Origin of the sequence: Brachyspira pilosicoli (genome assembly GCF_019402445.1) — a bacterium.
Lineage (GTDB): Bacteria > Spirochaetota > Brachyspiria > Brachyspirales > Brachyspiraceae > Brachyspira > Brachyspira pilosicoli_B.
Genome location: NZ_SRZM01000317.1, coordinates 1 through 5,623, shown reverse-complemented (window position 1 = coordinate 5,623; position 5,623 = coordinate 1). Strand labels below are relative to the sequence as shown.

The 5,623-nt window shown below is 28.2% G+C and carries 4 protein-coding genes; 3 read left to right on the top strand and 1 reads right to left on the bottom strand.

The features are described from left to right. The 3 genes from E6A48_RS09940 to E6A48_RS09930 all read left to right on the top strand — a co-directional run. A partial coding sequence (locus tag E6A48_RS09940) for a ferrodoxin (protein WP_219710054.1) occupies positions 1 to 1,143 on the top strand: 1,143 nt, incomplete at its 5' end. Positions 1,144 to 1,204: 61 nt separating this feature from the next. Then, the gene (locus E6A48_RS09935; RefSeq protein ID WP_219710053.1) at positions 1,205 to 2,773 is read left to right on the top strand and encodes an FAD-dependent oxidoreductase; all 1,569 of its coding nucleotides are present in this window, start codon (positions 1,205 to 1,207) and stop codon (positions 2,771 to 2,773) included. 210 nt (positions 2,774 to 2,983) lie between these two features. Continuing rightward, on the top strand, positions 2,984 to 3,412 hold the full coding sequence (locus E6A48_RS09930; protein ID WP_219710052.1) for a PepSY-like domain-containing protein: 429 nt from the start codon (positions 2,984 to 2,986) through the stop codon (positions 3,410 to 3,412). Between the two features lie 414 nt (positions 3,413 to 3,826). Here E6A48_RS09930 and E6A48_RS09925 read toward each other — a convergent pair whose 3' ends face one another. Next, complete coding sequence (locus tag E6A48_RS09925) at positions 3,827 to 5,488, bottom strand: formate--tetrahydrofolate ligase (protein ID WP_219710051.1); 1,662 nt, start codon at positions 5,486 to 5,488, stop codon at positions 3,827 to 3,829. Between the last annotated feature and the right edge of the window lie 135 nt (positions 5,489 to 5,623).

The following is a 5,623-nucleotide window of genomic DNA, read 5'->3' as shown; positions in this document are numbered from 1 at the left end:
AAATATGCTTGTAATGAGATAGTTGAAAATGGAATGGATATTATAAGCAATGATGAAGAGATTATCGAATATAGAAAATCTTTACTTAAAGCTATACTTCATATGCATAAACCATTTTGTGATAAATGCAGTAGTTATTACAATTGCAGATTAAAAAAATATATAGACTTTTATCAATTAAAAATAGAAAGATTTGACGGAGATAATGATTCAAAATTAAAAGAGATAAAAAACATTATAGAAAGTTTTAATTTAGATGAAAATATAAAAATTGATTATGATAAATGCATTAATTGCGGAGTTTGCAACAGATACAAAACTATATCTGGTTATAAGAATATGATAGTAGATTTATGCCCCACTAAAGTGTTTAGGGTTGATAGAAAAATTGATGATAACGATGAGCAAATTGAATATAAAAAAATAAACAGCTTTTGTATAGGATGCAATAAGCTTTGCGAATGTAATTATTTTTATGATGATAAAACTATAATAGATATACAATCACCAGAATTAAAAAAGTATGGTATATGTGATTTCGGACGTAGTATGCTATATTATTCAAATAAAACTTTTGAGTATCCGTTAATAAATGGTATAGAAGATGATTTTGATAAATCTAAAGATTTGTTTCATAAGTTTTTAGAAGAGACAGATAAAAAAGAAGTGTTAGCAATTTCTTCTAGTCTTTACCCTATGGAAGATTTGGAAGCTTTTAATGATTTTATATATTCATTAGGTATTACAAACTTTATATATAAAAAAAATATTATAAAAACTACATCTGATGTTATTAGAGAAAATTATACTAACATTAATAAATATTCATCAAAAAATTATAAATACACTTTAAATGAAATAAATAATAGTTTTAATAAGTTTATAATATTAGAAGACCCTTTGTTTAAAGTAGATGATGCAATGGATTTTATACAAAACAACAGAAGAAATTATATAGTATTTACTCCTTATCAATCTATTTTAGCATATAATTCTTATTTAACTTTTCCCATTGCTGGATTCGGAGAGTTTGAGGGGGAATATATAGATTCTCATGGAAAAAATAAGTTTGTCAAAAGCTTTTTAGAAAAAAATAAAAATAGATTAGAGTTTAAGAATTTAATAAAATATTTGTATTTGTAAAAATTTATTATATAATATATATATAGGTTTATGATTGAGCTTTATTATAAGGAGTTTATTAATGGTAAATTCAAGATATAATATACTCTCTAATCTTAAAGATAAAACTTATGATCTTTTAATTATAGGTGGCGGAGTAATAGGTGCTACCATCGCTATGAAAACAGCAAGAGTAGGAATTTCAACACTTCTAGTAGAAAAACATGATTTCTCATTTGGTTCATCTTCTAGAACTTCAAAAATGCTTACAGGCGGTTTTAATGATATGACTGCTAATAACTTCATATCTACAATTTTTAAAGTTAGAGAAAGAAATAATATCATTAATAAATCTTCAGCCTCTGATTTTGGCATATTATATCCAATATATTTTAGTGGCGGTACAAATGGTAATTCAGGTTTGATAAGAAATGAATTAAAAGCTAATATATATGATTTAATGTCAATTTTCGGAAAAACTAAAAAACATAAATCTCATAGCAGAAACTCAGTATTAGAAACTTTACCTGATTTAAATAATAATGATGTAATAGGTGCTACAGAATTCTTTGAAGGTAAAATAGATGACAGCAGATATGTTTTAGAATTATTATTAAAAGCTAAAGAATATGGCGCTGATATACTTAATTATGCTGAGGTAAAAGCTTTTGATTATAATGAAAAACAAATTAATAAAACCATACTTTCAGACAAAATAAACGGTAAAATATATGAAATAAGTGCCAAAAAAATATTAATCGCAGCTGGAGCTTGGGGAGATAGTATAGTATCTATGCTTCCAAAGTCTAACTTTACAGATAAAGTAAAATATGTAAAAGCTACTAATTTTATAGTTGATAGCAATATTATTCATATTAATAAATCTGTTGTTTTGCCAAAAATAAAAGACAGACCTAATGTTTTTCTAACAAAATGGAAGGATATGACTATAATAGGACCTGTTGTAAAAAAGTATACAGGTAATTTAGATTGTATATATTCGACAAGTGATGAGATAGAATATTTGCTTGATATTTATAATACTTATTTTGGCTCTATAGTTAATAAAAACCATATAGTTACTTCACAATCTGGAATGATGACTGTTAATCCTATGGATATGAAGATACATTCACACCCTATTTATGATTTATTTATGGTTGAGGGCGGAAATTTCACTATGTCATCTCATCTTGCTATTAAAACTTTACTTAAAATGTATGGTAAGCCTTATAAATGGTTTAGCGTTAAAAAGTTTATGAATAACAGAATAGATAAAGCGGTAGATTGGGTATTAAATAAAGATACTGTTAAATTTTTAATAGATTATTTTGGCTCTGTTGATATGGTATTAAGATTAAATGAATTCTGTAAAAATGATTCTTCTTTGCTTGTTTCTGTTGGTCTTGATAATAGAATACCTAGAGGATTAATAAAATATTTTGTTGAAGTAGAATATGCAATGCATTTAGATGATATAATGATGAGAAGATTAAGATTTATACTCACAGAAAATGATTGCGGAACATTATTAGCAGAACATATTGCTCAAGAAATGGGATTAATTTTAGGTTGGGACAGTAAAAAGATAGAATACGAAATAAAAAGATACAGAACAGAAATAAAAAGAAATAGAGTTTCTTTGTATTAAGAGTTTCTTTTGTAAAAAATATTTACTTTATAGTTAATTTTTAGCTATTTTTGTGTATCTATGTATAAAACGTATTATAAATACCCATATTTTAGTATATATTAGTAAAAAAATAGTAAATTTATTGTAAAAAATATTGACAATTCTCCTAAAATTTGTTATATTATAATTGTAAAGATAATTTACAATCACTTTTTAAGGAGTTTATTTATGACTAAATTTTTAACTTTATTAATTTCATTGACAATATTTGCTAGCTCTAGTTTATTTGCTGATTGGGTAGTACCTGCTTCTTCATTACCACAAAAATCAAGAGCATTCATACAGAGAGTTTATCCTAATGCTCAGATATGGAAAGTTGAGAGAGATGGAGGAAAATTTGAAGTAAAACTTTCTAATGGTGCTTCTATAGATTTCTTGGCTAATGGTAACTGGCAAAGTATAGACGGCGAGTATAACGGAGTTCCTTTTTCTGCTTTACCTGCTGCTGTAAGCGGTGCTGTAAAAAAAGCATATCCTCAAGCTATGGTAATAGACGTTGAGAAAGAATGGGGTAATTACAAAGTAAAATTAAACAATATGATGGAATTATTTATATCTTCAAATGGACAGCTTATGGGACAGAAGTTTGATGATTAAGAATATTGAATTTACCAAAAAGCCTCAAATTGTACTAGGATTTGAGGCTTTTATTATTTTAACAAATATACATAGCAAATGATTTCTTTTATTCAAAATTATTTTTTATTGTAAATATTTGCGGGGACTAGCCCCACTGCGAAGGGTGCCCTTAGGGTACGCACTACTAGTTCTTTTATTGGTATAAAAGAACCTTATATCCTTCAGATACGCTTCGCGAAGAACTGCATTTTTATTATAAATTTTATAATTTAATTGTACATTAAAAGGCACTCCCCCGCACGACTAAGAAGTTATAATTAAAGCATAGCATTACCGTGCGGCAAGGTGGTACAGCTCGTACGCGGGAAAAATAACAATAAAAATTTACAATCTCAAAATTTTAACTATATTCAAAAATTAGCTCATCTAACATTAAAATAAACCTGTAATCTTGCCGTTTTCATCTATATCTATATTGCATGCTGCTGGCACTTTTGGAAGACCAGGCATATCAATAATTCCGCCTGCCATAGCAATAATAAAACCAGCACCTGAAGCAAGTTTTATTTCATCAATATTTAAAGTATAACCTTTAGGAGCATTTAAAAGTGCTGGATTATCTGATATTGACTTTTGTGTTTTTGACATACATATAGGCAAGCCTCCAAAGCCAATAGATTCTATTTTTTTCATCATTTTATTAGCTTTATTAGAGAATTTTACCTCTCCTGCTCCGTATATTTCTTTACATATGTATTCAATCTTTTCTTTTATAGGTTTATCTAAATTGTATAATGGTTGATAATTTGACTCTTCAGAAGTTGCTTTTACAATCTTTTTTGCTAAATCCTCTCCACCTTCTCCGCCTTTCTCCCAAACTTCGCATAATGAAATATCAACGCCCATCTCTTCACAATGTTTTTTAATTAATTCTACTTCTTTATCAGTATCAGAAACAAATTTATTAATAGCAACAACAACAGGAACATTATATTTTTTCATGTTTTCAATATGCTTATCTAAATTTTCGAAACCTTTATTTAAAGCATCTAAATCTTCTTTGTTTAGTTCTAAAGCTCCGCCATGATGTTTTAAAGCTCTTATAGTAGCAACCAACACTATACAATTAGGCTTAAGTCCAGCAACACGGCATTTAATATCAAGAAACTTCTCAGCACCCAAATCCGCAGCAAAACCAGCCTCTGTAATAGTATAATCAGAAAGTTTTAATGCCAATTTTGTGGCAAGTATTGAGTTACAGCCATGAGCAATATTAGCAAAAGGTCCTCCATGAACTATAGCGGGAGTATTTTCAAGAGTCTGAACTAAATTTGGTTTTATGGCATCTTTAAGTAATGCACAAGCAGCTCCCTCAACTTTTAAATCTTTTACTTTTAAAGGATTATCATTAACATCATAAGCAAATACAATATTTCCTATTCTCTCTTTTAAATCCATTAAAGAATTAGACAAACAAAGTATAGCCATAATCTCTGAAGCAACAGTTATCTGAAAAGATGATTGTCTTACAACTCCGTTCTCGCTTCCTCCAAGCCCTATAACAATATCTCTTAAAGCCCTGTCATTCATATCAACAACTCTTTTAAATATTATCTTGTTAGTATCAATTTTTAATTCATTGCCTTGTTTAATATGATTGTCAATACAAGCTGATATTAAATTGTGAGCAGAACCTATAGCATGAAAATCGCCATTAAAATGCAAGTTAATATCTTCCATAGGAACAATTTGAGCATAACCTCCCCCGCAAGCTCCGCCTTTAATCCCAAAAACAGGACCAAGTGAAGGCTCTCTTAAAGCAGCAACTGCATTCTTGCCTATTTTGTTTAATCCCTGTGTTAGACCTATTGTAACAGTGGATTTTCCTTCTCCTGCTGGTGTTGGGGTTATTGCTGTTACTAATACCAATTTACCGTCTTTTTTATCTTTTAATTTATTTAAAACTGATAATTCTATCTTTGCCTTATATTTGCCGTAAACCTCATAATCTTCATCTGTGAGATTAAGCATTTTAGCTATTTCATCTATTCTTTTTAATTTGCATTCTTGTGCTATTTGTATATCTGTTTTCATAAATATGACTCCTAAGCAATAAATTATCTATAGGTTTTAGACTATTATAAGATAGATTTAAAAATTATTATACAATAAAATAGTAAAATTTTTTAAGTTTGTCAATTTTTGTTGTTCTTTTTCCCGCGTACGAGC

Bases quoted from the DNA above. Each gene is read 5' to 3' on its own strand.
- E6A48_RS09930 (WP_219710052.1), top strand. From the start codon at position 2,984: ATGACTAAATTTTTAACTTTATTAATTTCATTGACAATATTTGCTAGC.
- E6A48_RS09935 (WP_219710053.1), top strand. From the start codon at position 1,205: ATGGTAAATTCAAGATATAATATACTCTCTAATCTTAAAGATAAAACT.
- E6A48_RS09925 (WP_219710051.1), bottom strand. From the start codon at position 5,488: ATGAAAACAGATATACAAATAGCACAAGAATGCAAATTAAAAAGAATA.